This window comes from Natrinema gari JCM 14663, assembly GCF_000337175.1.
Taxonomy (GTDB): domain Archaea; phylum Halobacteriota; class Halobacteria; order Halobacteriales; family Natrialbaceae; genus Natrinema; species Natrinema gari.
On record NZ_AOIJ01000043.1, the window covers coordinates 11,893 to 38,136 of the forward strand.

A 26,244-nucleotide genomic window follows, 5' to 3' on the forward strand; every position below is an offset into this window, starting at 1 on the left:
CGACACGCTTCGACCGACGAAACGCGGTCGCTCTCGTCCGAACTAGGGATGTCGGCCGACGGTAACGAAGAACGGCACCGCTTCCGTGCGGCGATACTCCCCGGCTTCCATCTGCTCGATGACCGTCCGTCCCATCTCCCGCCACGATCCGCGGAGGTCGTCGTACTCCGCCTCGGTCAGCGGCCCCGAAAGCATCGTCTCCCGATCGTCGGCCAAGCCCGCTCCGGTCGCCTTCCGACGGGCCGCGACCAGCGCCGGCTCGCCGTAGGGCGGTTCGATCGTCCGGACGTGGTCGTACCGACGCGTCTCGCTGACCTCGAGACCCGCCGCCTCGAACGCCTCGCGAGCGTCGGCCCCGAGCGCGACATCCGTCGAGACGCCATCGAGATAGGCCCGCCGCGCGCGGCGCTCGAGGCGGCCTTCCGCGTCGACGCTCGAGTCGATCTCGACCGCGGCGTTGTCGGGTTCGACGGCCGCCACGAGGTCCGTGGAGACGCGCGCGAACTCGGACACGGCGGCCGCGGGATCGGGCAGGTTGATCAGTAATGCCTGACAGACGACGAGATCGAAGGCGTCGTCCGGAAAGGGGAGTTGGAAAGCGTTGCCGGCGACGACCGGGACGTGCTCGCCCGCGGCCGCGAGCAGGTCGGGGTCGGCATCGCAACCGACCACCTCGCCCGACGACTCCGCGGCGAGGACGCGGCTCAACTCGCCGGTCCCACAGCCCACGTCCAGAATCCGGTCGTGGGCGTCGAGAGCCAGCGGCTCGAGCGCCGCGCGGGAGTCGGCCCACATCCCCTCGCGGGTCCGACTGAGGTAGGATTCGGAAAACTCGCGCACGGTCGGCCGTACGAACGAATCGAGTAAAAACTGGTCGGTTTCGTGCCTCGAGACGGCGCGAGTCAGTGCCCACGGTCCTGTGTGGGCGTCGCAACCGGCAGCGTCGCCGCACCGCCTCTCGTTACGGTCGCATCGGCTCCGCCTGCCGGAGGTCGGTGACCGTCTCGATGTTCCACGCGAAGCCCCGGCCGTCCTCGGTCGGCGTCTCGAGCGCGAACGGCAGGTCCCGCAGCTCGGGGTGGTTGACGATCGCTTTCATGCCGTCCTCGCCGATGTACCCCTCGCCGATGTGGGCGTGTTCGTCCTTGTGAGTCCCGACATCGTGTTTCGAGTCGTTGAGGTGGATGTATTGCAGGTGCTCCAGCCCGACCTCGTCGTCGAAGCGGCCGACCGTCTCGTCGACCGCTTCGGGCGTCGTGAGATCGTTGCCCGCGACGAGCGTGTGAGCGGTGTCGATACAGATGCCGATCTCGGTCTCGGTCCGGTCGATGATCCCACCGAGATGGGCGAACTCGCCGCCGAGTTTCGTCCCGCTGCCCGCGTCGGACTCGATGAGGATCTGCACGTCTTCGGGCACCTCGAGTTCGTCGATCAGGCTCGCCGCGTTGTCGAGGCCGCCCTCGACGCCCGCACCGGTGTGGGCCCCGAGGTGGACGTTGACGGAGGGAATGCCCAGTTGCTCGGCGGCGTCGAGTTCCGCCTGCATACTCTCTTTGGACTTCCGGCGGAGGTCGTCCTTGGGCGTACAGAGGTTCACGAGATAGGACGAGTGGATCACCCACGGCCCCTCGAGGTTCGCGTCGCTCTCCTCGCGAAAGCCCGCGGCGGCCTCGTCGCTGATCTCGGGTTGGGCCCAGACCTGCGGCGAGGTGGTGAAGATCTGCCCGCAGTTGCCGCCGAAGGCGAGTTGGCGATGAACTGCGTTACGCAGATCGTCGTACGGCGGTGTTTCCTCGTCGGACGAGACGCGCGACCCGGAGATCGAAACGTGTGCGCCGACCTTCATGGCCGTCCGTGAGTACCGACTCGTGATAGGTATATCGGACCTGGGTAGGGGCTACGACATCGGAGTCGATCCCGAGACTGTCGTGGGCCGGATCGGAATTCGGAATACGACGGGTGAGAGCCGCCATCCGACCGATTACGGAAAGGGACTCTTCGGACCAAAAGAATCAGTTATTTGGATAGAGTAGCGCCCGCAAGTGACCGCATACGATACGGTGCTGTTCGACAACGACGGGATACTCGTTACACCACCCGCGGACGAAACGCAGACCGCTGCCACACGAGCTGCGTTTCGGGCGGTCGGCGTCGATGCCGTCGCGCAACACCACCTCGACGCGATCGTCACCGGTGTTACCGTCGCCGACCTGGCCGAGATCTGTACGACCTACGATCTCGAGGCGGAGACGTTCTGGAACGCACGCGAACACCACGACGCCCGATCCCAACGGCAGGCGTTCCGCGCGGGCGATCGGGACTGCTACGACGACATCGACTGTCTGACCGCGCTCTCCCAGAACTGCGGTGTCGTGAGCAACAACCATCACAGCACGCTCGCGTTCGTCTTGGATCGGTTCGATCTAGAACCGCTGTTCGAGACCTACTACGGCCGCGAGAAAACGATCGAAAGCCTCCGATTGAAGAAACCGAACCCCCATTATATCGAGCGAGCGCTCTCCGATCTCGACGGCAAATCGGCGCTCTACGTCGGCGACAGCGAAAGCGACGTGATCGCAGCCGACCGCGCGGGAATCGATTCGGTGTTCGTCCGTCGCCCCCACTGCCGTACCGCCGACCTCGACGTCACTCCCACCTACGACGTGGAGACGTTACGCGACGTGGTCCGGATTGCGGACGGCCACTCCGTCGACGAATCACGGCCGCGCTAACGTCCCCTCCGGCCGGCCGTTTCGGTCTCCCTTACTGGCTGTCCGCCTCGAGCACCTCCCGATTCCGAACCCAGGCGTCGGACCCGAACTTCCGGTCGGCGAGTTCCCGCGCGGCCTCGAGTTCGCCGTCCCGCCACGTCGCTTCGTCCGCTGCACACCAGTCCTGCAACGCTCCGGCGATCGTCTCGACCGCTTCGTCGCGGTCACACCCCGTCTCGTCGCGAATACACGTGACACGATCGGTAAACGTCGCCTCCTCGATATCGCCCTCGAAGACGCCGACGTGTGTCCGTGGCTCGAGGGCGTAACTGATCGATCCGTGCTGGATAACGACATCGCGCTGGCGGTACTGGGCGTTACCGCTGATCTTCTCGGCGTCCGCACCCGCGGCCGCCGGCGCGACGATGTCGTGGGCCGGATTGATGTCCCGGAGATAGCACGACGGCCGGTAGATGGCGTCCTGCTCGGCCGACGCGAAGGCGGCGTCGACGCCCAGCCGGTCGAAGGCCTCGAGGATCGGCTCGCAGAACAGCTCGTAACAGTCCATCAGGTCCCCCGGAACCTCGTCGGCAGGAGCGACGATCGTATACGAAATGTCGGCGTAGCGGTCGTGATAGATCCCGCCGCCGCCGGTCTGGCGGCGCGTGACGTCGATGCCCTCCCGTTCACAGAACTCCCAGTCGACCGTGTCGGCGTCCTGGCGATACCCCAGCGAAAGCGTGCTCGGCTCCCAGGCGTACGTCCGGACGGTTCGAACGTCGTCTTCAAGAGCCGCTCGGGCTGCGATCTCCTCGAGTGCCATCTGCGTCGCTCCATCGCGGGAATCGTCTCGGATCAGCCGCCACTTCCGGTCGGCGAGATTGCTCATACACGGTCGATGAGTGGCGAATGAGTTAGGGATTGCGACGAATCCCGATCGCAGGCTCGAATATGGACATCGCGTGAGTCTCCGTCCGGACATCACTGGCGGAGCCACTGACGGTCACTTGCTCCCCGAGCACACGACGGGAACGCGGTGGAGTACGACCCAGCAGCGATGCTGGTTCAGTATGCTGGGTCGACGCAACTGTTATTTTGATTGGTTATGGTAACCGGAGCCATGGATGTTAGAACCCTCGAATCTCGATCGGAGGTCAGGGGCTTGATCAGAGCCCACGGATTGTCGTGACGTGAAGCGTACGCGGGACTGCTTCCGGAGCGTGTATTACAGGCCCAGACAGTCGACCCGACCGATGAGGACGTCGATCGATGGGTCGAACGATTGTGGGATGATCGTGATGGGGTCGTGATCGCAGTGGAGACGGACGACATCGTCCGAGGGTTCGCGGATTTCAGATGGGGGGGGGTGGGGCGTCCGTGACGAAACCGTTCGTGCAGACGAACGACGCCGAGTTGAAAGCGATTTATGTCGATCCGGACTGCTGGGGACGAGGAACGGGAACCGCACTCCTCGAGCAGGGACTCGAGACGCTTCCGGAACGGATCACACGACTTCGACTCGAGGTCCTGTTCGACAACGACATCGGCACGCACTTTTACGAGGTACGGGGGTTCGAAAAAAACGGGCACCAGCAGCGACGAACTCGGCGGCGAGTCGTATCCGACCTGTATTTACACGCTGGAACTCTGAGTCGATCGAAGCGAGCCGGATCGTTACGTGCCGAAACCGACAACGGCTCGGCGACTGCCACACCGAGGTGTAATTCATATATCGACATGTAGTATATCGTTCCAGTCGGACAGTTAGGAAACGACGGACTCGGCGTCGCACGGACGACACGTGTCCGCCGTGGTCGCCAGTCTGGTGATAGCTCGTCACGCCGTTTTTACGTATCCGCCGGCTACCCACCCTCATGGTGCGAAACGTCGCCGGGTTGCTCCCGGACCTCGACGAGGAAGACTTCTATCTCCTCTCGGGGGTCGAACAGGGGATGCGGTTCTCCGAGTGGGTCCAACGCGAGAAGCTCCCGAAGTTCGCCAACTTGACCGAGGAGGAAGTCGACTACCGACTCGAGCGTTGCCTCGAGCGCGGGTTAGTCGAGAAAAAGACGATCCAGTACGAGGGGTATACCCTCCAGTTCGAGGGGTACGACGTCCTCGCCTTGCGGGCGCTCGTCGAGCAGGATACGATCTCCGAGTTCGGCTCCCCGCTGGGCGTCGGGAAGGAAAGCGACGTCTACGAAGTCAAATCCTACAAACCGCTCGCGCTGAAGTACCACCGCGAGGGCTATACGAACTTCCGGGAGGTCCACAAGGAGCGCGATTACACCTCGGACAACGACCACGTCTCGTGGATGTACACCGCACGGAAAGCCGCCGAACGCGAGCACGACATCCTCGAGGACCTCTATCCTGACGTCGCGGTCCCCCAGCCGATTGGACAGAACCGCCATGCCATCGTCATGGAGAAGATGACCGGTGTCGAACTTTCCCGGACCCGTCTCGAGGACGAGCAGGTGCTCGGGGTCCTCGAACTGTTAGTCTCCGAGATCGCACGCGCGTACGCGGACGGGTACGTCCACGCGGACATGAGCGAGTACAACGTCTTCGTCAACGAGGAGGGAGTGACGATCTTCGACTGGCCCCAGGCCGTGCCGACGGACCACGAGAACGCCACCGAGTTCCTGCGCCGTGACCTGACGAACATCGTGGGCTACTTCCGGCGGAAGTACCCCCAGCACGTCCCCGACACCCTCGCGAGCGACGATCTCGCCCGAACCATCGAAAGCGAGGAGTTCGACTCGCTCGAGCGCCACGTGTGAGGACTCGGGTCCGCTCGAGCCGAGAGTTCGGGTCTCGATTTGGAGGCGTTGTGAGCCGGGCCGCTGTCAGTCAGTGCCGGCGACCCACGACCCGCTGTGGGCTCGCCGGGAAATCGGTACAGCAGACCGTCTGCGTCAGTACTCTACGGCGAGCGGTTCGCTTGGCACAGCCGTTGTTCTGATCTCGGCCGACTAATCGGTCGATCGTATGGGATAAACTAATTATCGCTATATCAAAACGTGAGTTTCCAAGTTGAGACGACAGCGGGTATAGCGGGGCTGTGATGCGTGGTTTCGGCCGATCCAGTGGTCGAAATCTGCTCGGATTCCGCTCCAGACAGTCAGCTTTGTTAGAATTTCAACTATATACACAAATTTCGGTGACTTCCGGCAGCATAGCCACTCAGACGCCGCGATACACGGGGTAGGTCCTGTTACTATCCGTTCCTGTTCTTCTTCAACAGCGTTAGCGTGTTGTCGGCTGTCACAATTGGCGGGTGTTCGTATTCACCGGTCAACGCCACCTGTACCAGCAAATCAACTGCGCGCCAATCGAGTACAGCAGACACGCGAACGCGAAGTAGAAAAACCGCAGGCCGAAGTGCTTCGATGTCGTGGCGGCCATGAATCGCTTGATCGACTTGTAGCCGCTCTCGATCTCCAACCGGTTACCCCTACTCGGTGAGACGGCCACTGCCTCGGTTCACCATGCACATTCAGGATGTGCTGGCTATCGAATTCCCGATCCATCAGCACATTAGCGACGTGAACGAGGGTCTTTCCAGAGTCCAAGGTCCGCGACAATCTCCTTTCGTGTGTCTCCTTTCCGCACCGGACGTGTATCTAGCACGATTGGACAGCATTCCCGACCAGTTGGACGGAGCCCACTGGTACGCATGCTCGTCGGTCTTCTCTTTGATTCCGATGATCTCGTCTTCGTTGCCACACGGTCGCCAGTGAACGGATCGGGTTCAGTAATATCGATGGCAACAATGCCAGCCCGGAAGAACACCTCTGTCTCCGTTACTCGGTTCAGGAGTCGGCTCACAGACTGTCGGTACACCACTCCTATTGCTTGATTGAAAGATCTCGAGGATGCTCGCGATGGGCGTGATCGAGCGGTGTCCGCTCCCGATTGGATTCGTGAATGAAACTCCGAGTACTCACATTGGCAGCCAAGTTCTCGCGGAGGCCAAGATACGTTTGGGGGTCCCAGTAGGCGTTCTCGTGGATCTCACAGCCCTCGCCATGGTCCAATGAGAGCTGGGAAGGTGACACGACCCACTTGCTCAGTGACTGTCTTTGCCTGTTCTAATACGGTCTGGTCATTGGGATTTGATTCCGTATTCTCACCACCGCGACTGCGGCTCTGTCGTTCTGGTTCTCGTGGCACTGTGACACCCGCGTTCTGCGCTTTGATGAGGATGGTTCGCGCTGCCGTTCAACAGCACCACGGAGAGCAGCCGTGAAGCGGTGGTGCCAGCTACGCCAGAGTGTCGACTGGTCTGGAACTGTCTCCAGGCCACGTCGACCACGGAGATCTGGGTGCTGGGTGAGGTATTCAACGAGGGTAGTCTCGTGGTCCCAGTCATAGCGTTCCTTCAGCAAGAACAGCCGAAATAGCCTCTCCATCTCGTCGCTCCTCGAGCCTGCGTATCGGTCGTGGGCATCGAATCGGACGTATCCAAGCAGTACGTGGACGAATGATTCGACGCCTTCGTTTCGTCGCGTTGGCACCACGTTTCCGCGACGAGGCGAACGTCTGATTCCAGCGTGGGGAAGGTGAGCGATCGAACAGCGGGCTATACTCGTACGTTGGCCAGTCGATGTCGGATAGCTGGGCGATCCGGCGGAAGGCGGTGCGGCGGGTCTCACGTGTGGGGCCACGAAAGAAGGCTGACCACGGGACGTTCAAGTATTCCTCCAACCGCCCAATACAGTACACCTATGCAATTGTAACGTTAGTGTCCTCGACTGCATCAGCGATCCACCGTGGGTGCATCGGTAGTATTTCACTCGGGAGTCGGTCCGTGTCGAAGAATCCGACGTCAAGTGCCTCATCTTGATCTGCTTCAAGCGTGCCGCCGTCGACGCTACATGAAAAACAGTTCGTCACGAAATGGACCGTCTCTCCGGACGGATACGAGAACACCTGCTGCTTCGGGTGGGAGTACACCCCCGTTAGTCGGTCGACCGTGATTTGAAGACCTGTCTCTTCTCGCACCTCTCGCGAAATTGCCTCCGAAACCGCTTCACCTCGTTCAACCGTCCCCGTCGGGAGTGCCCATTGTCCTCTGTCGGCCCGCTTCAACAGCAATACTTCATCAGACCCGTTCAAGACGACCGCACCTACCCCCGGTCGGATATCCTCCGGCCAAGAGTACTGGGGATTATCCCAGGGAGTCACCGTGTGTGAGAACAACCCCGCAAGTGATCGAATCACGGCATCGGGATGAGTAAAGTCCCGGGCCGAGGCTGCGACTGGTGCTTCATCTGCGACGAGAACTCCTGTGAGACCCGCGCGGTGTGCGCCGAGGATATCCGTTGCTGGATTATCACCGATGACGACTGCATCTTGATCAACGGAGGTTCCTTCGAGAGCCACCTCAAACATCAGGGGCTCGGGTTTGCCGACGATGGTAGGCGAGGTCCCTGTCGCTGTTTCGACCGCGCGAACGATGGCTCCCGCACCAGGTGCGGGACCGTCGGGGGTCGGAAACGCACCGTCCGGATTCGTCCCGATGAATTGTGCCCCCTGATCGATATGCCTCGTTGCTCGTCTGATGTCTGCATACGTTGTTTGTTCATCAGCTCCAACAACGACTGCATCCGGAGATTCATTTGTGACTGTGATTCCCTGCTGACGGAGCTCTGTCCGCAGCCCTTCACTTCCAACTGCCGCCGCCGTGGCGACCTCTTTACGACGAAGGTGAGCTGAAGCCGCCCAAGCTGCCGTTACTATCTCTTCCTTACCCGCCCTAATTCCGAGTTCACGAAGACGTGACGCGACTGCCTCCCGCGTCGGTCGTGGATCGTTCGTGAGAAACCGGATTTGCTTTTCCTGTTCGTAGAGCCGATTTACACCGTCAACGGCATGCGGGAGCGCTTCATCCCCAAGATAGATTACGCCATCGAGGTCGAATAGAAACGTTTCGAATCGGTCAGCGATCATTATAACCATGTGATAGTATCATTCACTTATGTTTGTCTCTGCGGTCCTGAATACGACGCTTGGGGTAACTGCCAGTAACGCACCGGCGCCCAACATAAAAACGAGCGCGAGCACGGCGAGCATCAGGAGTGGACCACTCATGTCCGCTAACACACCACCGATGGCCCGGAAGGTGATTGCAGAGACGCCGCCTCCCAGTGAGACGACACTCAGAATAGTCGCTCGTCGGCGGTCCGGGGTCCGCTCATTGACAATACTGTACTGAAACGTCCGGCTAACCTGCCAGATGGCCTCCATTCCAATGAACGACGGGACTGCAAGAGCTGGCGCCACCGGCAGTAGTATGAAGCTCCCAGCCAGCAGAAACGGGGCCACGAGGAACCAGCCATGACGTCCAACAGTGCGCTCAATCCCGCTAGCGGTAGCGCTCGCCCCGGCAGCGACGATATTGAAACTCGCATACAGTCCCCCGACCGCGGCGACGGGAAGCCCGACTTGATTACCAACAACGATCGGCTGGACGAACGTCTTAGCAACCTCAACGAGGCCAAAGAGCAGAATCGTGTATCCAATGAAACTTCGCACCCCAGGCTGGTCCAAGAGGTGCTTCAAATCCCTCCGTGTTGTCGAAAAGCGCCACGATTCCGACTGTGATCGGCTTGAATCGTCCGAAACCGCCGGAAACGAAAAAACGATGGCCGCGTTGACCGCTAACAACCCAGCAGTGAGTACGAATGGAGCACTGATCAGTCGACTATAGAGGACGCCACCGATGACGGCCGTTACCGCAGTGGCAGCTAACTTGAGTGCTTGGCCCCGACCGCGGACGTGGGTGTAGGTGTCCGACGCACCGGACTGCGCGAGTGCATCATAGAGCCACGCGTCGGCTGTCCCGGACCGAAACGTAATCCCAACTGCCCAGATCGCAAGCCCGAACGCGAGAGGTACCAGTGTCTGAGCAAAAGCAAGCCCGCCAATACCCACTGCCGTCACAACCGCAGCCATGAGTAGACTTTGTCGCCGGCCCAGACGGTCGCCGATGTATCCGGTTGGAATCTCAGCGAGAACGAGGACTGCCCAATAGACGGCTCCGAGAAATCCTATGTCAGTGTATGAAAGCCCTCGGGCCTGGAGCAATAGAACCCAGACTGGAGCAATGAGTCCCTGGGTTTCGGTAAGAGAATACAAGTAATAGCGCCGCCTGAGCGAGCCTGTCATCATCTGCACAGTTACCCTCGAGTGGCGCTGTTGAAATCCTAATGGTTCGACACCCTCTCTACTGAATCAGCCGGTAGGTAGAACTGCGTCCCGACCTTTTGCTGCGGTCGCTCACGTGAGTGGCTCATCTGTACTAATGCATCCTCGACCGATGATGAGGCGTTCGAAGGCGTGGCCCAAACGCTCTTCCAGCACGACCCGTTCGCGAGTACCGATAGCAAAGATCACTGGATCGTCGCCGACAAGGGAGCAACGTACGTCACGATGCTCGATCCAGTCCGGTACGAGAGTCTCCAACAGGATTTGCCGACGCCGTCGTAACCGGCGGAGTCCGCGCCAAGCAATCGCGACACAGATCGGTGCCCCTCACGATTATCTGACGACCACTTGCCCAGTGGTCGTCAGATAGCTCATGCAATGTGCATTGAGACGACCACTCTCAACTACTGCACAGGTTACGTGCTGCCACTGGCGGTAGGACACCCAGTACCGACGAAAGCGATGTGGAGAACGGACTGATGCGGTACTCGTGAGGAGTCTATCCGGCACGGACGGGACCTCGAGAACCGATAGGACTGTGCGGTGGGGACGCGAACGACGGGACAGCGCTCGCTCGAGCCCCTAGATCTCGCCGATGTGTTCCTGTTTGCGCATCAGGTAGAGGAAGTAGGGGCCGCCGAGGAGACCGGTGATGATTCCAACCGGCAACTGGACTGGATTCAATGCGAGGCGCGCACCCACGTCCGCACCGACGAGCAGGGCGGGACCGACGAACAGGCAGCCGACGAGGAGTCGTTTGGTGTCGCCGCCGACGATGTTTCGGACCATGTGCGGGACGATCAAGCCGACGAAGCTGACGAGGCCGGCGACGGCGATTGCGGCGGCCGTCGCCAGGATCGCGATGCCGGCGACGAGAAAGCGGACCCGTTCGACCGACATGCCAAGCGATTTGGCGGTCTTCTCCCCCAGCAGGAGGATATCGAGCTGGCGGGTGACCGCGAGGGCCAACACGAGCGCGAGTATCGTAAACGGGAGCGCGATCCGCACCTGCTCCCAGTCGGTTCCCAGCAGCGATCCCGAGAGCCACGTCTGGGCCGCCATCGCGATCCCGAGATCGTCGATAAAGAAGAACAGGGCGCGCTGGACGGAGCCGAATACGGTCCCCACGATGACGCCGGCGAGGACGAGCCGGACCGGACTGGTGCCGTTTTTCCACGCGATGACGTACACGATGAGGAAGGCCCCGGCTCCGCCTGCGGCCGCCAGCACCGGGAGCCACGGCATAAGCCCCGAGAAGGCCGTCAGCGTCAGCAGGACGACGAGTCCGGCTCCATCGCTGATTCCCAGGATATAGGGGCTCGCGAGTTCGTTTCGGGTCACGATCTGGAAGATCGCGCCCGAAATCGCGAGATTCGAACCGACGAGAATCCCCACGAGGATCCGCGGGAGACGGATGTTCCAGACGATGAGTTGACGGGTCGTGAGCCAATCGGGGATGTCCCCGCCGAGGAGAAACGCTCGCCAGACGCCGAGGTGGAAGACGACCTGTGGGTCGAACACGGTTCGCCACGCCTCGCCTAACGTCAGCGGATACGCGCCGAAGCTCACTTGCAAGAGCGTGGCGGCAAGGAGGACGCCGAGGCTTCCGAGGATCACCGAGACCAGTCTAGAATCGATCCACGCGGCGCTCGAGCGGTCGGTGTCGTGAGTCGCCGATGAGCCCGCCATCAGCCGTCAGAACTCCCCGTTGATGATGGCCGCGAGTTCCTCACGGTCGAAGAGTCGTTCCGCCTCGGGCACGTCGGCGACCGCGCCTGGCCACGCACCGAACCGGTCGGGGAAGACTTGCTTTGCAAGGGCCTCGGTCGAATAGAGATCGACGATCGGGCCCATATACTGCCCACCGGTGCGGACCAGGTTCCCGTTCTGAACGGCGGTCAACTGCTGGCCGTTCGGATCGTTCTCGAACGGTTCGACGGCCGTTGAGACGAACTCCTCGTGTGTCAGCGACGTGAGTCCACCGACGGCACCGATGTAGTCGGGGTCGACATCGAGGAGTTCCTCGTAGCCGATGGGACCGTCGGGAATCCGTCCCTGGAAGGCGTCCCGAAGGCCGAGTTCGCGGTACGTCCGGGTGTTGTTCGCCATCGCGTCGATCTCGGCGATGCGGAACTGCCCGGACTCGGGATTGACGCCGCGCCAGATCGCGGCGACCGACGGGCGCTCGTCTTCGGGTGGCAGTTCCGATCGGATCCCCTCGATGAAGTCGTCGTAGAACGACTGCCACGCGTCGAACTGAGCCTGCCGCTGGAAGATCCGTGCGGCCTGCTCGAACGCACCGTAGAGATCGTAGGGCGGCTCCTTGCCGTCGGTCAGGGCATCGGACTGGAACCGGATCGTCGTCCCGAGGAACGGGCCGGTCGCCGATTCGATCTCCGCGATGTCGTCGTCGCTCCAGTCGGCGTAGAACTTCAGCGCCCGCGGGTCGATGAGGTTGACGTCGGCGTCCGCGGCGTAGAAGTTCTCCTTGTCGTAGCCCTCTTCCGCGCCGCCCGCGAGCAGCGTGACCGCGTCCGTGTCGAGGGAGACGTCAGGTAGCAACTCGTAGTACTTCAACGGAGCCCGGTCGAAGCTCGCGACGGCGGTGGGCTCGATTCCGAACGCCATTCCGATATCGAGCCAGACGCTCGGAATCGCGGTGTACGATTCCGGCACCGAGTCGAACGTATGGCGAAAGTTCGGTTCGACGGTCACGGTATACGACTCGGTATCCGATCCCGAGTCGTCATCGGCGGTTGGATCCCCTGTACACCCTGCGACGGTCGCCGCAACGAGACTCGCACCGCTGGCGAGTACCGTTCGTCTCCCGGGCATACTTTTAGGCACGCCTAAGACCACATTAGTGATTCCGCACGTTCTCCGTTACACGCCGTGTTACGCGTAACGCGGGTCGTAACGGACGCGCTTGCTGTGCGGACGAACATGGCCGATCGTCTCCCCATGCCGAAGCCGATACAAGGCGATCGAAAGAGCGACTGCAGTCGGACGAACTGCTACGTGTGCGGCCCCACGGGTTCGGTTTCGGACTGTCGTCGCGCAAGCGGGATCGACTCCGCCCGTTTCTCGGCGACCAGTTCCCGCGCCCAATCGACGACCGCGGGATGCGTACTCCTGACGACGTGGAAGCCGCCGGTCGCCCCGTTGCTGACCGAGAGGAAGACCGTCTCGTCGTCGATGAGATCGACGTTACACGGGAACCGTTGGTCGGCGCTGTAGTAGACCGGTCGCTCCGTCGCGGCCTCGATCATCTGCCATCGGTCAACGAGGTCCGGGTTCTTGAGGCTGACATCGGTCGCGCCACGATCGAAGACGACTGTCGCGTCAGGTGCATCCCCAGCGTGGAGGGATTCGGCGTGGGCGTACATCGGCAGCGTGGTGAACGAACTGACGATGGCGCGGACGGTCGTCGCACGGCCGACCGCGTTCGCCACGACCCGCATCCCGGCGAGCGGGTCAGTCCCGTCGGTCGCGACGACATCACTGTCGGCGAGGCATCTGAGTTCGAAATCGAACCAGTCCGTCGGAAGCGCGTCGATCACGTCGGGATACCGTTGCCCGACGGTGACCGTCTCGAGGAGGCGACGGAAATCGTCGTACACCGCCGCCCCTGTGTCCGTGATCGCGTAGCGTCCGTCGTCGTGGCAGCGGTCGATCCAGCGCCGGTCGGCCAGATCGCCGAGCGTCCGGCTGAGCGTCACTCGCGTGACGTCGGTTCCGGTAAGGAGTTCTTCGCGCGTGTGCGGTCCGTCCGCGAGGAGTCCGAGGACGCGGACCCTGTGTTGTGACCGCGCGAGAAACGCTGCCCCCTCGATGGCCTCGGCCGTCGATCCACCACTCTCCCGTGTCGTCGTTGCCGGCAGTTGATGCTCACTCATCGTCGCCCCTGGTATCGAATTATTTAGGCTGGCCTAAAGATTGTCGTTCTTCCCCGGAGACTGTCGCGGCGACCGACGGATGGTGGAATTAATCCCCCTTGCGTTCGTACTCCGTTGCATGAGTGGTGACAATACGCACAGCCTCGACGGCGTCGGTGTCTGGGGCGGCGGCGTTACCGGCGGGCTCATTGCCGGCATCGCGATGGGGCTTGTCCTCCACTTCGGGGGCAACCAGATCGAGCTCCTCGGCGGCCTCGCGACCGATCCCGGCACGGCGGTCGGCGTCGGTTGGACGATCCACCTCATGTTGAGTATCGCGTTCGGACTCCTGTTCGCCGCCATCTCCTCGAGAGCAGCAGTTCAGCAACTAGTCGACGACTTCAGCGATTACGTCGTCATGGGACTCGCATTCGGGTCGGTCCTCGGACTCTTCGCCGGCGGCGTTCTGTTCCCGCTTGCGATGGAGCGAGCCGACGTGGCGGCGCTCCCGGTCCCGTTCCTCCCGATCTCGGGAACCACCGGGGAGCTGGTCAGCGCGCTCGTGTTCGGCCTCGGCCACCTCGTCTACGGACTGGTGTTGGGTGCCGTCTTCGCGACGGTCAACGGGATCACGCCACGCGGCGTGCGCGATTTCGCCGCGATACGGTGACGCGGCGGTCACCAGCGCGCACGGTCGAACGTCACGTGACTCGCTGGCATGGCTGTTCTCGGAGTTCGAAGCCCTTATACTCGAGAGTTGGGAAGTGTGAGTAGACTCGCTGGTTCGCGGGCATCAGCGGGCACCTGTCCGACGGTCGGTCACAGGTCGGGATGTGATCCGCGGGGCACACGCTCCGGTCGGGATTGAACCACGAAACGCCCGCGGTGAATACAGATGGCAGAAAGCTTCTATTCCCACATCAAGGACGCATGGAAGGACCCCGACGACGGCAAGCTCGGGGAGCTGCAGTGGCAGCGCAAACAGGAGTGGCGCGACCAGGGTGCGATCGAACGGATCGATCGCCCGACGCGTCTCGACAAAGCACGCGAACTCGGCTACAAGGCCAAACAGGGCATCGTCGTCGTTCGGGTTTCGGTCCGCAAAGGGACCGCCCGGAAGGAGCGGTTCACGGCCGGTCGGCGCTCGAAGCGCCAGGGTGTCAACCGCATCGGGCGGCGCAAGAACATCCAGCGCATCGGCGAGGAGCGCGTCTCCCGGAAGTACCCCAACATGCGGGTGCTCAACAGCTACTGGGTCGGTGAAGACGGGTCCCAGAAGTGGTTCGAAGCGATCCTCGTCGATCCGAACCACCCCGCGATCGAGAACGACGACGATCTCAGCTGGATCTGCGACGACGATCACACGAACCGCGCGTTCCGCGGCCTCACCAACGCCGGCAAGGCCAACCGTGGTCTCAACAACCGCGGCAAGGGCGCTGAGAAGGTCCGACCGTCCAATTCGGGCGGCCAGGGCGGCGCGAAGTAACGCGTCGTCACCGCAGCCGATTTCACGCCGACTTTTTCGCGACGCCACTCGAGAGCGGACGCGCTGCCGGCCGCTCGAGTCTGATAGACTTCACCGGTCAGTGGGACTCAGAGGTGGACTTATTTCGGGGGCCGACGTATCGGGAGACATGGCAAAGCACGTTCTCGTCGCGGTCGACGACTCGACGCAGTCGACGGAAGCACTCGAGTTCGCCTGTACGGAGTATCCGGACGCGACGATCACCGCGCTCTACGTCCTCGACCCGGGCGATTTCTACGCGGTCAGCGGCGTCGAGGGGACCGCGGTGGCGAACTACGACGAAATCGAAGGTCACCATCAGGATCGGGCCGAGGACGTTCTCGACGGGGCGCGCGAGCAGGCGGCCGAGCACGGCATCGACCTCGAGACGGAGCACGTCATCGGCGGCGTCTCGCGGTCGATCGTCGACTACGCTGCCGAACACGAGGTCGATCACATCGTCGTCGGCAGTCACGGCCGGACGGGCGCGAGTCGGATTCTCCTCGGGAGCGTCGCGGAAACGGTCGCCCGGCGGTCGCCGGTGCCGGTGACGATCGTTCGCTAGCGGGACCCTGGTACGGCGGCTGTAGGCCGAACACGGCGACCACGGACCGACAGCGTGTCAAACGAAGCCGGCCGATCGGGTCAGGCCGAAACGGCTTGGTGTTCCCGCTCGCTCTCGGTCGAGCGCATGTCGAGATCAGCCATCAGCGCGTCGATGGCCTCCTCGGGATCGGTCTCGGAGTCGAAGACCCGATCGAATCCCATCTCGCGGAAGAACGCGCGCGTTTCCTCGAAGTCGTCCTGTCCGACGGCGAGGTTGCCGCCGATATAGGTCGTCACGTCGAGGTCGGCCTCGGCGATCCGACGATGGAAGCCCTCACAGTCCTGCTTGGCGTGGCCGTAGAGCGAGGAGACGAGTACAGCCTCGGCGTCGTTGGCGGATGCGGCTTCGACGAACTCCTCCTGGGAACTCTGGACTCCCAGGTTGACGACGTCGAATCCGGCTGCCTCCAGCGCCTGTTCCAGGATGGTAATCCCGACGACGTGAGCGTCGGACCCGATCACGCCGAGGATGACTGTCTGCGTCATGTACGTACCACCACACACTTCGGGGACCGCAATAAACTTAATGATTAATAATGGTGTGGCCATTCGTACGGTTCTCCGCCGGCGACGACATAGTATCGCTCACTGTTTCTCACATCGAGAAGGCGTTCGTATCTCCGCTCGGAGCATTCCTGCCCGATCGTCGACCACTGAGTGCGACTCGAGGCAGGTGGTCAGACGGTCGTCAGCGCGCCGACCGATGCGTCGGTGCGTTCGCGGGCGCGTCGGATGCCGTCCTCGCCGGCCGCGATGAGCGCGAAGACGCCGGCGACATCGGCGTCGGCGGTCCGAACGATGTCCAATAGGAGTTCCTGGGTTTCGCCCGATCGAATGAGATCGTCGACGACGAGCACCGATTCACCCGGGTCGATGGCCGAGGCGGGCAGATAGTAGGTGAGTTCGATGCCGGACTGCAGGCGCTGGCGGGCTTCGATGAACTCCTCGACGGCGGTTTCCTTGCTCTTTTTCGCGTAGGCACAGCGGACACCGTAGTAGCTCGCGAGCGCGGCCGCGAGCGTGATGCCGTCGGTCGCGGCGGTGAGGACCACATCGGGCCGTTCGAAGTCGAACCCGTTGGCAACGACCGGCGCGGCCAGATCGAGGAACGGCTGATCGAAGACGGTCGCGCTATTGTCGACGTACCCCTCGTCGTCGACGCGGATGCGGGCGGCGAGTTCCTCGGCGAGCGCCTCCCGGCCGAGATCCTCGACGACCTCGCGTGCGCGCTCGGTCCCCGGGAGGACGTGCCCGTTGACGTACCGATTAAGATCGCCCGCCGGAAGCCCCGTCGTCTCGGCGAGTTCGTCGTAGGTCCGCGTCTCCTTCAACATCCGCAGCACGTCGACAGCCCGCAACTGCAGGGCTGCCTTCTCGGCTCTGTTCATAGGTAGTATGCACGATCCTGCAAGTATGGGGGTTTCGATCGGCAGGGACGTTCGAGATAGCCACGCCCGTGTGGGGCGACGGTTGCGGGTCGACGGGATCCGGCCGCGTCCCCGCTGTAGCGGCCACGACACGGTTTCCGATTATGGAGGTTGTCCTCCGAGCCACCCGTTCCGGACGCGACCGCATTCCGTCTCGTCCTCGAGCAGGCCCGGTTCGAGCGCGGCGTTCGTCGTCGGCCGTCGTTTAGTATCTCGGTGAACTCGGAGTGATTCAAAGCGTAGCAGCGGTTCCACCACACTCGAGGCAAGGACGACACTGAGCGAGAGACGTTCGAAATACGGGTCGATGAAGTGCTCTGATTGACCATACCGGTTGAGAACTCAGCCTATTCGACCGCCCGTTTCAATACGCACATCATGGATAGAAAACACCACTAGCAATGAGTTCTTGGAGACGTGTGTGGGTGTTAACTACTATTCGATGACTGAAATCCAACTAAACCATCGGCGCGAGTTCTTTGGGACAATACTGGTGGCTGTGTCCATTGTGACCGGTGGCTGTTTAGACGTGCTTCGTGACGAAGAGTCCAAATACGAGAACAAAGCACGAATCACGATTATCAACTCTCACTACGAGAACGAAACGACTACGTTTGAATTCACAGCTAGAGCAGAAAACGGAACGGTAATCTACGAAGACACGTGGGAAGTGACGAAGAGTCACTCGTTTACCTCTGATCCGATCCCTGACGAAGTCCGTACCATTGAGTACCGGACCGACGACGGAGCAAACGGCGTCGTCTCGATCCCTGCCGAACCGGAATGTCCACCGCACCCGAGTGTCTCACGCAAGATCGATCTCTATTACGGAGACAAACGGGAAATGACGTATCGAGAAATCGTACCCAACTGTGACTAATCGGACGTCACTCGACTCACGAACGCCACGGGCACCGTCGCAGGACTGCCTGCAACGCTACTCGTCCTGCAGGAAGTCGGGTTCCGTCCGCTGTTCCTCGATCTCGGCCTCGAGATGCGCGCGGAACTCATCGATCTCGACATCGTACTCCTGGTCCTCGAACCGGTCCCGAACCGAGATATTGCCGTCGGCTTCCTCGTTGTCGCCGACGATGATCTGGTAGGGGACCCGGTCGTCGTGGGCCGCGCGAATCTTCCGTTCCAGCGTACTGTCGCGGCCGTCGACCTCGACGCGGAAGTCATCGAACTCGTTTGCCACCCGGTGGGCGTAGCCGAGGTTGTCGTCGGAAATCGGCAGCACGCGGACCTGTTCCGGTGCGAGCCACAGCGGGAACCGACCCTCGTAGTGCTCGATGAGCATCATGAAGAACCGCTCGTAGCTGCCGTAGAGCGCGCGGTGGATCATCACCGGGCGGTGTTCCTCGTTGTCCTCACCGACGTAGTTCAGATCGAACCGCTCGGGCATGTTGAAGTCCAGTTGCACGGTTGGACCGTCCCACGAGCGGCCGATGGCATCCTCGAAGGCAAAGTCGATCTTCGGACCGTAGAAGGCACCGTCGCCTTCCTCGATATCGTACTCGTGGCCGTGGGAGTCGAGAACGCTCTCGAGTTGCTTCTCGGCTTTTTCCCAGATCTCGTCGCTCCCGACCGACTTCTCGGGCCGGGTAGCCAGGGCCATCTCGTACTCGAGGTCGAACGTCTCTAAGACGTCCGTGATCATGTCCATGATCGCCTCGACTTCCGACTTGATCTGCTCGGGACGGACGAACAGGTGGCCGTCGTCGATGGTAAACGCCCAGACACGCGAGAGGCCGGAGAGTTCGCCGCGTTGTTCTTTGCGGTAGACTTTCCCGTTCTCGGCGTAGCGGATCGGCAGGTCCCGGTAGCTCCAGGAGTGGTCCTGGAAGATGGCGGCGTGGCCGGGACAGTTCATCGGCTTCAGGCCGAACTCGTCGTCGCCGACATCGAAGATGAACATATCGTCCTGGTAGTTCTCGTAGTGGCCCGACCGGTGCCACAGATCCGTCTTGAAGACGTGGGGCGTCTCGACGTAGTCGTAGCCCGCGTCCTTGTTGAGGTCCTCGACGAAGTCCTCGAGTTCCTTGAGGACAGTCTTCCCGGCGGGGTGATAGAGCGGCAGCCCCGGCCCCGTCACGTCCTGGATCGAAAAGAGGTCCATCTCGTTGCCGATCCGGCGGTGATCGCGCTTCTCGGCCTCCTGTTTACGCTCCAGGAAGTCCTCGAGGTCGCCCTCGTCTTCGAAGGCGGTGCCGTAGATGCGCGTCTGCATCGTGTTGTCCTCGTCGCCGCGCCAGTAGGCACCGGCGATCTCGAGCAGTTCGACGACGCCGATCTCGCCCGTCGAGTCGACGTGGGGGCCGGCACAGAGGTCCTCCCAGTCGCCCTGCCGATAGAACGTGACGGTGTCGTTCTCGTCGGCGAACTCGGAGAGCAGTTCGAGCTTGTAGGGTTCGCCGGCCAGTCGGTCTTCCGCGTCGTCGATCGATACCACCTCGCGCTCGATCGCGTAGTCGGCCTCGATGATGGCCGCGATCTCGTCCTCGAGGGCCGCGAGGTCCTCCTCGTCGATGTCGAGGTTGTCGAAGTCGTAGTAGAACCCTTCGTCGGTCGGCGGGCCGATCGCGAGGTCGATGTCGTCGTAGTGGCGCTCGACGGCCTGGGCGAGACAGTGGGCCGCGGAGTGGCGCATGACATCGAGGTACTCCTCGGACTGGTCCGTAATGATCTCGAGTTCCGCACCGTCGTAGACCGACTGCTCCTTGGCGACGAGGTCGCCGTCGAGTTTGCCGGCGACGGTATCGCTGCCGAGGCCGGGGCCGATCTCGTAGGCGCAGTCCTCGACCGTGGCGTCGGCGTCGACTTCGAGTTCGGATCCGTCCGGCAGTACGACCGCTACCTGCTCCTGTGAGTTTGATTCTGACATGGCTGTGGGTGTGGTGAGAATTCCGGTGGCGTGTCCGCGTCACGTCCCGCACACTGGTCGACTCGTGCCGACACAATACGCGGTAGGTGGGAATTAGAAACGGGGGAACGCCCCTGTAAAGCGGACACCTACCATCGTGGCTACGGGTACTTTCGAGCGGGATAAAAGCATTGTGATGGGCAGCGAAGCGGTGTCCGGATACGGTTGAAAGACTGATGCGTAGCGCTTTCAGAGAGAGTCAGACCCGAAAACGCACGCATCAGTCCTCGTATCGGCCAGTTCGACTTGAGTTTTGTGGCGCGAGAAGCAACACCGTGACTGTCGATGACGTTCGGATTTCCCGTGAGGTGAAACGACGCACTTCGGCGGTTTCAAACTGTGTCGGTCACGTCGCTGTAGAAACAACCGGCGACTGGCTCAGGTCGTTCACGTTCGCATAGAACCAGCATATCGGACACTACGTTCGGTTGGAACACGTGGAGGTCACACGGGTTGTTCTCTCGAGTCAGCATCTGCGTAAGAAAGATCATCGAATGCCGGAAAATAGTTCATGAACCGTGGGCAATTACCACTGTGAATAGGCGTGAATGTCTTGCAGCAGCATGTAGTACTGGAGTCATCGCAACGGCGGGGTGTAGCGCAATAGGTGATGAACAAACACTTTCCGACCCGATCGTGCATGGGGATTCGAGTGGGCGAAAGGCGCTCGTCTTCACAACCACCGATGGGGACATCGGGAAATTTGGGGCGAGTAGCTATGGTAACTCTGGGGTAATCGACGTACCAATCGAGATCTGGCACCGTGAGGGGACGGCTGTGAAGTCGATCAAACTCAGAGTGTGGATGCCCGAAGTGGCGAGGGAATCACCCGCCGAGGTCGCTCTCACCTCACCAGTAGAAGGTGATAGTTCGCCACCACCCTCAGTAGCGCTCTACACGCCTGACCGTGGTCTCGGAACAGTCATAGAGATTTCTGATTTGGATGATCTTGCAGACGAGACTATCAGTATTCTCAAGTTGCTCGTCAAGCCGACAACAGAAACCGCCACTAAGATCACTATTCACGCGACGATCGGTCTTACGAGTAGTGGCATCCTCGAAGGAGACTACACGCTTGACGGCGACCTCCAGTTAACGTACTCTGAACTCGATAATTGAGCGTCAAACATGCCCGACAGCTTCTGAATCCAATTATCCGTTTTAATGTATACGGATAGACAGGTTCTTATTCGAATCGATAGTAGGGCGGATATGAACCTGCGAGATCCGACCGTCCGATGGGGTATCGGCCTCACCAGTGGCACACTCGTCGCCGCGATTGCGCTCCTGTTTCTGGAGGGAACGATGCAACTCCTCGTGTTGGGCATCGCCGTCTTCGATGCGATTTCGACGCCGCAGTTCCTGAAACAAGCGGTCGAGAACTGATCGGTAGCCGTTACGGAGCCCAGTGGCGGCCCGGTTACTGGCTCTCGAGCAACTCGCTCGCCGTCACCAGCGAGTCCATCTCGACGCCGGCGTCTTCGACGGTCTCGCGGCCGCCTTCTTCGCGGTCGACGACGACCAGCGCGCGCTCGACGGTCGCACCCGCCTCGCGGAGCGCCTCGACGGCCTCGACGAGGCTCGTTCCCGTCGTTACGATGTCCTCGACGACGACGACCTCCTCGCCCGACTCGAGTCGTCCCTCGATCAGATTGCCGGTGCCGTACTCCTTGCGCTGCTTGCGCGCGATGACGTAGGGGACGCCGGCGGCGACGCTCGTCGCGGCCGCCAGCGGCACGCCGCCGAGCGCGACGCCGCCGAGTTTGTCGTCGGCATCGAGTCGCTCGGCGAAGGCCTCGGCGATGGACTCGAGGCAGTCGGGATCGGTCTCGAAGAGGTACTTGTCGACGTAGTACTCGCTGGTCCCGCCGTGTGAGAGTTCGAACTCGCCGAACTGGACGGCGTCGGCCGCGCGAAGGGCGTCGATGAGGTCCTGATTCGCCATTGCTCGACAAGGCGCGCCGGATCGAAATAAGCGGTGTGGAACGCGATGCCGACGCGAGCGGGTCGGCGGTGTTGCGATCGGGCCGCTATCGGCCGGTCGCGACGCCGCAAGCGGCTGCCGCTGCGGGTAGCTTTTTATCTCCACCGGGATGTGTGTCGCGTGATGACAGCAGCTAGTGCAGGCGACCTCCATCCGGACCTATGGGCGTTGCTCGAGCGCTACGAATCGCTCGACGTGCCGTCGTTCAACGAGGTCTCGGCCGAGGAGGCCCGCGAACTGTTCGACCGGTTGCACGTCGCCGAAGACCCCGATGTCGAACTCGAATCGGTCGAGGACCGACCGATCGACGGTCCACACGGCGAGTTGCCGCTCAGGATCTACGATCCCGGGACCGAGGGGACGGCCCGCCCGCTGCTCCTGTACTTCCACGGCGGCGGCTGGGTCATCGGGAACGTCGACACCCACGACGGCATGTGCCGCAAACTCGCCGCCGACACCGGCTATCCGATCGTCAGCGTCGACTACGGGCTCGCGCCCGAACACCCGTTCCCGGATGGGCTCGAGGACTGTTACGCCGCCCTCGAGTGGGCGGCGGAGACGGCCGCCGAACTGGACGCGGACCCGGACCGGCTCGTCGTGGCGGGCGACAGCGCCGGCGGCAGTCTCGCGGCGGGGCTGTCGCTGCTCGTCAGGGATCGAGGTGGGCCGGACATCGCGTATCAACTGCTGATCTACCCCAGCGTTGGCGATGCGACCGCGACGGAGGCCTACGAGGAGCACAGGCAGGGGTACTTCCTCACGGCGGACGACATGGCGTGGTTCCGCGACCACTACTTCGAAACCGAGATCGACATGGGCAACGTCTACGCGTTTCCCCTGCTCGCGGACGACCTTTCGGGGCTCCCGCCCGCGACGGTCATCACCGCCGGCTTCGACCCCTTGCGCGATGTCGGTGCGAACTACGCCGACCGACTCGAGGCGGCTGGCGTCCCCGTCGAGTACCACAACTACGACGACATGATCCACGGCTTCTTCGGCATGCTTTCCGAGCCGGTCGCGCTGGAGCGCGCCCATGAGGCCCACGAGGCCGCCGTCGCGGATCTGCACGCGGCGCTCGAGTGAACTGCCGCGCGGTCGAGTCGCGCGGCTTCCCGTGGATTAGTCGAACCGCCTTCACGACGACGCGCTGGAGCGTATTCTTCACGAGAGCCACGTCGTCGGCAACGCGGTCCGGGATGGTATCCCAGTCGACGCCGGCCTTCGTTAGTCGGATGGGGTCGTTGTACGTTCTGCGGACCTCGTGGGTGGCTCCACGGAGCAGGTCTTGGTTGTCGCTCTCGATGTCGAAGTGGAACACCAGCGCCTTCACCAGCCTCCGCGGTCACTCATCGTTCTCGCAAACAACGTCGCGGAGTTCGTCGAGCAAATCTGGGTGGTTTTCAGCAAGAACCGTTACGTCCTCTGTTAATTCGTCTTCAATCCGATTGCGGACTTCAGAGACGACTTGGTATCTCCGAGAACCGCTTTCCGTCTCGTCGGATTCCAGCCATTTACGCTCTGTTTCCGTAAGGAGCGCCCTCGTTCGTGCCATCGATGTTTGGCCATTCGCACACACCACACATCAACATACTCGGTTGAAAGTCCTCAAGGTGTGGCTATTGGAAAATGGTTTGAATATGAACAAATATTAAGTGCCTACAGAAGTATCTCTCTGGTAGGAAGCGCGGTCCGATGGGTCTCAGAAAGTGGCCGCCTGTTGTAGCAGGCGACCGCGCTTCGCCTGAAGGACGAAGCATGTCAACGAACGATCTCGAGTCTCTTCAAACCGATCCACACGGCGACGCATCGTTTACTCTGTAGATCGGTGCCTCCGAGAACGGACGGCGCGGCAGTTTCGTCGGCCCGGTGCGAAGAGAAGCGATCGAACGACGCCTACCAGGGCTCGTTTTTCAGCCCGAGTTTGTACGCGATCACGTTCGTCGTCACGTGGAGGATCGGCGTGAGCACGACGACGACGAGGATGACCTCGAGCGAGAACCACGCGCGAAACCAGTCGGTCGCCAGCAGCGCGGTCAGCGGTAGGGAGACGACGACGAAATCCAACTGATCGAGGCCGGGGAACATCGCCCCGCGCTGGCGGCCGCTTCGGCGTTTGAGAAACGAGGCGAGGATGTCGCCGAGCATCGCGCCGCCGGCGAGGCCGAGCGCCGCAAGCGGGGTGAATTCGGGGACATCGAATCCCACCGCGTCGCCGACGTCGGGCGCGATGACCGTGAGGCCCGCCGCGAGCGCGAGGCCCGCCACGGTCCCCATTGCCGTGCCACGCCAGGTCTTCCCGTCGCCTAACACGCGTCTGTCTCCCCACGTCCGGCCACCGTCGATCGGTCGCCCGCCGCCGGCCAACACGGCAGCGTTGTTGGGGACGTAGGCAGGCAACATCGCCCAGAACGCGATCGCGATCGTCTCGAAGAGAGCCATATCGGCCGGGACGAACCGACGTGTCTTAACGGGCGGTGGTTCGGTGGAGCCGCCTCGCAAGCGATGGCGCGGAGACGCCGGCCCCCGTGCCGAGGGAAGGATTCACAATGTAACGCGACTCACACGGAGTAGAGAATAACTGGGATACTAGTACCAGCAACACGACTTCCAACTGATGACGGCACAACCTTCTGCGACCGACGACGAATCGGCGGCCGAACCCGATTCGGCACTGGTCACCGCCCGCCGACAGCTCGAGCGAGCCGCCACCCACGTCGACGTCGATCCCGGCGTCGTCGAGCGGCTGAAACACCCGACACGAGTTCAACAGGTATCGGTACCGCTCGAGCGCGAGGACGGCTCCGTCGACGTCTTTACCGGCTATCGGGCCCAGCACGACGACGTTCGCGGCCCGTACAAGGGCGGTCTGCGCTACCATCCCGAAGTCAACGCCGAGGAGTGTACCGGCCTCTCGATGTGGATGACCTGGAAGTGCGCCGTGATGGACCTGCCGTTCGGCGGCGGAAAGGGCGGCATCGCCGTCGATCCCAAATCGCTGACCGAGGACGAGACCGAACGGCTCACCCGCCGGTTCGCCGAGGAACTGCGCGATGCGGTCGGGCCGACGAAAGACGTCGCCGCGCCCGACATGGGAACTGATGCCCAGACGATGGCCTGGTTCATGGACGCCTACTCGATGCAACAGGGCGAGACGATCCCCGGCGTCGTCACGGGCAAGCCGCCGGTCATCGGCGGCTCCTACGGCCGCGAGGAGGCCCCCGGTCGGTCGACGGCGATCGCCGCACGCGAAGCCGTCCGGTACTACGGCCGCGAGATTTCGGACACCACTATCGCAGTTCAGGGCTTCGGGAGCGTCGGGGCAAACGCTGCCCGCCTACTCGAGGAGTGGGGCGCGACGATCGTGGCGGTCAGCGACGTCAACGGCGGGGTCTACGATCCAGACGGAATCGATGTTTCGGCGATCCCCTCCCACGACGAGGAGCCCGAAGCGGTCACGCGGTTTGCGACCGAACTCGACGCGGGCGACGACGTGTCCCGCCTCTCGAACAGCGAACTCCTCGAACTCGACGTCGATGTCCTCGTTCCCGCGGCCGTCGGTAACGTCATTACTGCGGACAACGCCGACGCGATCGCCGCCGACATCGTCGTCGAGGGCGCGAACGGCCCAACAACCTTCGCCGCTGACACCATTCTCGAGGAACGTGGCGTGCACGTGATCCCGGACATCCTCGCGAACGCGGGCGGCGTCACCGTCTCCTACTTCGAGTGGCTCCAGGACATCAATCGCCGCCAGTGGTCCCTCGAGCGAGTGACCGAGGAGCTCGAAGACCACATGCTCGAGGCCTGGGAGGACGTTCGCACGGAGGTCGACGACAAGGGACTGACGTGGCGCGACGCCGCCTACGTCGTCGCGCTCTCCCGCATCGCGGAGGCAAAGGAGACCAGGGGGCTCTGGCCGTAGCCGGTTCCGATCGGCCGCGAGAACGCCGGACGATCCAACGGATTTCTCGCCGGGTGCGACGGGACGAAGGAAAGGGCTCA

Annotated in this window: 26 protein-coding genes and 3 pseudogenes; 13 read left to right on the forward strand and 16 right to left on the reverse strand. The window is 62.1% G+C overall.

What is annotated here, in order from left to right:
- Positions 1 to 42: 42 nt before the first annotated feature.
- Together C486_RS06795 and C486_RS06800 are read right to left on the reverse strand one after the other, a co-directional pair.
- Positions 43 to 840 (reverse strand): class I SAM-dependent methyltransferase, encoded by a 798-nt coding sequence (locus C486_RS06795; protein WP_008454504.1) that lies wholly within the window; start codon positions 838 to 840, stop codon positions 43 to 45.
- A 121-nt stretch (positions 841 to 961) separates the two neighbouring features.
- Positions 962 to 1,846, reverse strand: a complete 885-nt coding sequence (locus tag C486_RS06800) for a deoxyribonuclease IV (protein ID WP_008454505.1) — start codon at positions 1,844 to 1,846, stop codon at positions 962 to 964.
- A gap of 214 nt (positions 1,847 to 2,060) precedes the next feature.
- Between C486_RS06800 and C486_RS06810 the strand changes: the two genes are divergently transcribed.
- On the forward strand, positions 2,061 to 2,732 hold the full coding sequence (locus C486_RS06810) for an HAD family hydrolase (RefSeq protein WP_008454509.1): 672 nt from the start codon (positions 2,061 to 2,063) through the stop codon (positions 2,730 to 2,732).
- Between the two features lie 31 nt (positions 2,733 to 2,763).
- Here C486_RS06810 and C486_RS06815 read toward each other — a convergent pair whose 3' ends face one another.
- A complete protein-coding gene (locus C486_RS06815; RefSeq protein ID WP_008454511.1) occupies positions 2,764 to 3,600 on the reverse strand; it encodes a lipoate--protein ligase family protein in 837 nt (278 codons plus the stop codon).
- A 467-nt stretch (positions 3,601 to 4,067) separates the two neighbouring features.
- Here C486_RS06815 and C486_RS22230 point away from each other — a divergent pair, with 467 nt between their 5' ends.
- A complete protein-coding gene (locus tag C486_RS22230; RefSeq protein WP_008454513.1) occupies positions 4,068 to 4,454 on the forward strand; it encodes a GNAT family N-acetyltransferase in 387 nt (128 codons plus the stop codon).
- A 131-nt stretch (positions 4,455 to 4,585) separates the two neighbouring features.
- Complete coding sequence (locus C486_RS06825) at positions 4,586 to 5,494, forward strand: serine/threonine-protein kinase RIO2 (RefSeq protein ID WP_008454514.1); 909 nt, start codon at positions 4,586 to 4,588, stop codon at positions 5,492 to 5,494.
- A gap of 437 nt (positions 5,495 to 5,931) precedes the next feature.
- Here the strand turns inward: C486_RS06825 and C486_RS22780 are convergent.
- From C486_RS22780 to C486_RS06840, 3 genes and pseudogenes are all read right to left on the reverse strand, one after another.
- A pseudogene (locus C486_RS22780) lies at positions 5,932 to 7,409 on the reverse strand (transposase).
- A gap of 30 nt (positions 7,410 to 7,439) precedes the next feature.
- A complete protein-coding gene (locus tag C486_RS20095) occupies positions 7,440 to 8,666 on the reverse strand; it encodes an HAD-IIA family hydrolase (protein ID WP_083866010.1) in 1,227 nt (408 codons plus the stop codon).
- An 18-nt stretch (positions 8,667 to 8,684) separates the two neighbouring features.
- Positions 8,685 to 9,887, reverse strand: coding sequence for an MFS transporter (locus C486_RS06840; protein ID WP_008454518.1), 1,203 nt, complete (start codon positions 9,885 to 9,887; stop codon positions 8,685 to 8,687).
- Positions 9,888 to 10,055: 168 nt separating this feature from the next.
- Between C486_RS06840 and C486_RS21635 the strand changes: the two genes are divergently transcribed.
- Positions 10,056 to 10,205, forward strand: coding sequence for a hypothetical protein (locus C486_RS21635; protein WP_008454519.1), 150 nt, complete (start codon positions 10,056 to 10,058; stop codon positions 10,203 to 10,205).
- A gap of 300 nt (positions 10,206 to 10,505) precedes the next feature.
- Here the strand turns inward: C486_RS21635 and C486_RS06845 are convergent, their stop codons facing one another.
- The 3 genes from C486_RS06845 to C486_RS06855 form a co-directional block, all read right to left on the reverse strand.
- Positions 10,506 to 11,612, reverse strand: a complete 1,107-nt coding sequence (locus C486_RS06845) for a FecCD family ABC transporter permease (protein ID WP_008454521.1) — start codon at positions 11,610 to 11,612, stop codon at positions 10,506 to 10,508.
- 6 nt (positions 11,613 to 11,618) lie between these two features.
- On the reverse strand, positions 11,619 to 12,758 hold the full coding sequence (locus C486_RS06850; protein WP_008454523.1) for an ABC transporter substrate-binding protein: 1,140 nt from the start codon (positions 12,756 to 12,758) through the stop codon (positions 11,619 to 11,621).
- 179 nt (positions 12,759 to 12,937) lie between these two features.
- Entirely contained in the window at positions 12,938 to 13,819 is an 882-nt protein-coding gene (locus C486_RS06855; RefSeq protein WP_008454524.1) for a helix-turn-helix transcriptional regulator, read from the reverse strand.
- 118 nt (positions 13,820 to 13,937) lie between these two features.
- Between C486_RS06855 and C486_RS06860 the strand changes: the two genes are divergently transcribed.
- From C486_RS06860 to C486_RS06870, 3 genes are all read left to right on the forward strand, one after another.
- Complete coding sequence (locus tag C486_RS06860) at positions 13,938 to 14,468, forward strand: hypothetical protein (protein ID WP_008454526.1); 531 nt, start codon at positions 13,938 to 13,940, stop codon at positions 14,466 to 14,468.
- Between the two features lie 225 nt (positions 14,469 to 14,693).
- Positions 14,694 to 15,284: a 50S ribosomal protein L15e gene (locus tag C486_RS06865; protein ID WP_008454527.1), complete on the forward strand. Its 591-nt coding sequence runs from the start codon at positions 14,694 to 14,696 to the stop codon at positions 15,282 to 15,284.
- A gap of 148 nt (positions 15,285 to 15,432) precedes the next feature.
- A complete protein-coding gene (locus tag C486_RS06870) occupies positions 15,433 to 15,867 on the forward strand; it encodes a universal stress protein (protein WP_008454529.1) in 435 nt (144 codons plus the stop codon).
- Between the two features lie 80 nt (positions 15,868 to 15,947).
- Here C486_RS06870 and glmS read toward each other — a convergent pair whose 3' ends face one another.
- Both glmS and C486_RS06880 read right to left on the reverse strand, forming a co-directional pair.
- Positions 15,948 to 16,394, reverse strand: a complete 447-nt coding sequence (gene glmS / locus C486_RS06875; RefSeq protein WP_008454531.1) for a methylaspartate mutase subunit S — start codon at positions 16,392 to 16,394, stop codon at positions 15,948 to 15,950.
- Positions 16,395 to 16,585: 191 nt separating this feature from the next.
- Positions 16,586 to 17,296 carry a phosphoribosyltransferase family protein gene (locus C486_RS06880; RefSeq protein WP_008454533.1) on the reverse strand — a complete coding sequence of 237 codons (711 nt, stop codon included), beginning with the start codon at positions 17,294 to 17,296 and terminating at the stop codon, positions 16,586 to 16,588.
- Between the two features lie 481 nt (positions 17,297 to 17,777).
- Here C486_RS06880 and C486_RS06885 point away from each other — a divergent pair, with 481 nt between their 5' ends.
- Positions 17,778 to 18,215, forward strand: coding sequence for a hypothetical protein (locus C486_RS06885; protein ID WP_241432471.1), 438 nt, complete (start codon positions 17,778 to 17,780; stop codon positions 18,213 to 18,215).
- Positions 18,216 to 18,272: 57 nt separating this feature from the next.
- Here the strand turns inward: C486_RS06885 and thrS are convergent, their stop codons facing one another.
- Positions 18,273 to 20,219 carry a threonine--tRNA ligase gene (gene thrS, locus C486_RS06890; RefSeq protein ID WP_008454537.1) on the reverse strand — a complete coding sequence of 649 codons (1,947 nt, stop codon included), beginning with the start codon at positions 20,217 to 20,219 and terminating at the stop codon, positions 18,273 to 18,275.
- A gap of 332 nt (positions 20,220 to 20,551) precedes the next feature.
- Here thrS and C486_RS22240 point away from each other — a divergent pair.
- The 3 genes and pseudogenes from C486_RS22240 to C486_RS21640 all read left to right on the forward strand — a co-directional run.
- Positions 20,552 to 20,659, forward strand: a pseudogene (locus C486_RS22240) (IS6 family transposase); the annotation flags it as partial.
- A gap of 133 nt (positions 20,660 to 20,792) precedes the next feature.
- Entirely contained in the window at positions 20,793 to 21,377 is a 585-nt protein-coding gene (locus C486_RS22245; RefSeq protein ID WP_241432472.1) for a hypothetical protein, read from the forward strand.
- 93 nt (positions 21,378 to 21,470) lie between these two features.
- Entirely contained in the window at positions 21,471 to 21,644 is a 174-nt protein-coding gene (locus C486_RS21640) for a hypothetical protein (protein WP_008454541.1), read from the forward strand.
- A gap of 34 nt (positions 21,645 to 21,678) precedes the next feature.
- On the opposite strand, the gene pyrE is transcribed toward C486_RS21640, so the two are convergent.
- Positions 21,679 to 22,203, reverse strand: coding sequence for an orotate phosphoribosyltransferase (pyrE, locus tag C486_RS06900; protein ID WP_008454543.1), 525 nt, complete (start codon positions 22,201 to 22,203; stop codon positions 21,679 to 21,681).
- Positions 22,204 to 22,365: 162 nt separating this feature from the next.
- Between pyrE and C486_RS06905 the strand changes: the two genes are divergently transcribed.
- On the forward strand, positions 22,366 to 23,325 hold the full coding sequence (locus tag C486_RS06905) for an alpha/beta hydrolase (RefSeq protein ID WP_049910227.1): 960 nt from the start codon (positions 22,366 to 22,368) through the stop codon (positions 23,323 to 23,325).
- 43 nt (positions 23,326 to 23,368) lie between these two features.
- Here C486_RS06905 and C486_RS22785 read toward each other — a convergent pair.
- From C486_RS22785 to C486_RS06910, 3 genes and pseudogenes are all read right to left on the reverse strand, one after another.
- Positions 23,369 to 23,575: pseudogene (locus C486_RS22785) on the reverse strand (RNA-guided endonuclease TnpB family protein); the annotation flags it as partial.
- A gap of 9 nt (positions 23,576 to 23,584) precedes the next feature.
- Complete coding sequence (locus C486_RS20105) at positions 23,585 to 23,794, reverse strand: hypothetical protein (RefSeq protein WP_083866009.1); 210 nt, start codon at positions 23,792 to 23,794, stop codon at positions 23,585 to 23,587.
- 341 nt (positions 23,795 to 24,135) lie between these two features.
- Positions 24,136 to 24,681, reverse strand: coding sequence for a CDP-2,3-bis-(O-geranylgeranyl)-sn-glycerol synthase (locus tag C486_RS06910; RefSeq protein WP_008454546.1), 546 nt, complete (start codon positions 24,679 to 24,681; stop codon positions 24,136 to 24,138).
- Between the two features lie 175 nt (positions 24,682 to 24,856).
- Here C486_RS06910 and gdhB point away from each other — a divergent pair, with 175 nt between their 5' ends.
- The gene (gene gdhB / locus C486_RS06915; protein WP_008454548.1) at positions 24,857 to 26,164 is read left to right on the forward strand and encodes a glutamate dehydrogenase GdhB; all 1,308 of its coding nucleotides are present in this window, start codon (positions 24,857 to 24,859) and stop codon (positions 26,162 to 26,164) included.
- The last annotated feature ends 80 nt before the right edge of the window (positions 26,165 to 26,244 follow it).